Origin of the sequence: Pseudomonas sp. NPDC089530 (genome assembly GCF_050280705.1) — a bacterium.
GTDB lineage: Bacteria > Pseudomonadota > Gammaproteobacteria > Pseudomonadales > Pseudomonadaceae > Aquipseudomonas.
In genome coordinates, this window is sequence record NZ_JBNNVU010000204.1 from 1 (window position 1) to 1,694 (window position 1,694).

Below are 1,694 nucleotides of genomic sequence, written 5' to 3' on the forward strand. Positions count from 1 at the left end.
CTGGCCCGTCCAGTGGAAAAGGCCATCGAAGGCGTAGCCCAGCGCAAGTTCCATCAGCCGGGCCTGCTCGACGCCCTGGAACAGCCCAACGGCGGCTGCCAGGCTGATCACCAGGATGAACATGATCTGTCCATCCGGCTGGGCCCAGCGGCTACCGGCGACGATGAAAGCCAGGGCGGAGGCATTCATCATCACCTCCAGGCTCATCAGCACGAAGAGAATGTTGCGGCGCACCATCAGGCCGACCAGGCCGAGGCAGAACAGGATGCCGGCGACCGCCAGGCCATGCTCCAGAGGGATGGTTCCGATAGTAGGCATGGTCTTACTCCTTCGCCTCGTTGCGGCCCAGATGGAACGCCGTGACGGCTGCGGCGAGCAGCAGCATCGAGGCGAGTTCGACCACCAGCAGATACGGCCCGAACAGGCTGATGCCCACGGCCTTGGCGTCCACGGTGGTGTGACCGATACCGGTACCGCTCTGGTGGCTGAACAGCACGTACAGCAGTTCGACCAGCAGCAGGGCGGCGAGAATCACCGGCCCGATCCAGATGCCCGGCTTGAGCCAGATGCGTTCCTGCTGAACCGAGGCGGGCCCCAGGTTCAGCATCATCACCACGAACACGAACAGCACCATGATGGCGCCGGCATAGGCGATCACTTCCAGCACCCCGGCGAACGGCGCGCCGAGGCTGAAGAAGGTCATCGCCACGGCGATCAGCGAAATGATCAGGTAGAGCAGGGCGTGCACAGGGTTGGTGTTGGTCACCACGCGCAGCGTGGAGACAACGGCGACACCTGACGCGAAATAGAAAGCGAATTCCATCTTTCTTCCTTAAGGCAGCAAGCTCTTCACGTTGATCGGCTCGGCTTCGTTTTGCGCGGCGCCCTTCGGCTTACCGGCAATGGCCATACCTGCAACACGATAGAAGTTGTAATCAGGGTTCTTTCCGGGGCCGGAGATCAGCAGATCTTCTTTCTCGTAAACCAGGTCCTGACGTTTGAACTCGGCCATCTCGAAATCCGGCGTCAGCTGGATCGCGGTGGTCGGGCAGGCTTCCTCGCAGAGGCCGCAGAAGATGCAACGCGAGAAGTTGATGCGGAAGAAGTCCGGGTACCAGCGACCATCTTCGGTCTCGGCTTTCTGCAGCGAGATGCAACCCACCGGGCACGCCACGGCGCACAGGTTACAGGCTACGCAACGCTCTTCGCCATCGGGGTCGCGGGTCAGCACGATGCGGCCACGGTAGCGTGGCGGCAGGTAGACCGGCTGTTCCGGGTATTGCAGGGTGTCGCGCTTGCGGAAGCCATGGCCGAAGACCATCACCAGGCTGCGCAGTTGGGTACCAGTACCCTTAACGATGTCGCCAATATATTTGAACATGGGTCAAATCCTCACTGAACCGCGCCCGCTGGCGTGTTCAACAACACAAGCGCAGCAGTCACCAGCAAATTGATCAGGGTCAGCGGCAGGCAGAATTTCCAGCTGAAGTCCATCACCTGGTCATAACGCGGACGCGGGATGGAAGCGCGCAGCAGGATGAACAACATGATGAAGAACGCGGTCTTCAGGGCGAACCAGACGAACGACAGTTGCGGCAGTGAACATCAACCTGGCGCTGTACGACATCGAGAAGAAGAACGTGGTGACCACGACCACGGTCAACGGCGTGAGCCTCTCGGAAGCCGCCGGCAAG

General features: G+C 60.9%; 3 protein-coding genes and 1 pseudogene. All 4 read right to left on the reverse strand.

Features of this window, described 5'->3' with window-relative positions:
- On the reverse strand, positions 1-309 hold a 309-nt coding region (nuoK, locus tag ACQKQA_RS30255), incomplete at its 3' end, for an NADH-quinone oxidoreductase subunit NuoK (RefSeq protein WP_427564795.1).
- Positions 310-322: 13 nt separating this feature from the next.
- A complete protein-coding gene (nuoJ, locus tag ACQKQA_RS30260) occupies positions 323-823 on the reverse strand; it encodes an NADH-quinone oxidoreductase subunit J (RefSeq protein ID WP_427564794.1) in 501 nt (166 codons plus the stop codon).
- A 9-nt stretch (positions 824-832) separates the two neighbouring features.
- Positions 833-1,381 (reverse strand): NADH-quinone oxidoreductase subunit NuoI, encoded by a 549-nt coding sequence (gene nuoI / locus ACQKQA_RS30265; protein ID WP_044463934.1) that lies wholly within the window; start codon positions 1,379-1,381, stop codon positions 833-835.
- Positions 1,382-1,392: 11 nt separating this feature from the next.
- Positions 1,393-1,602, reverse strand: a pseudogene (locus ACQKQA_RS30270) (NADH-quinone oxidoreductase subunit H); the annotation flags it as partial.
- Between the last annotated feature and the right edge of the window lie 92 nt (positions 1,603-1,694).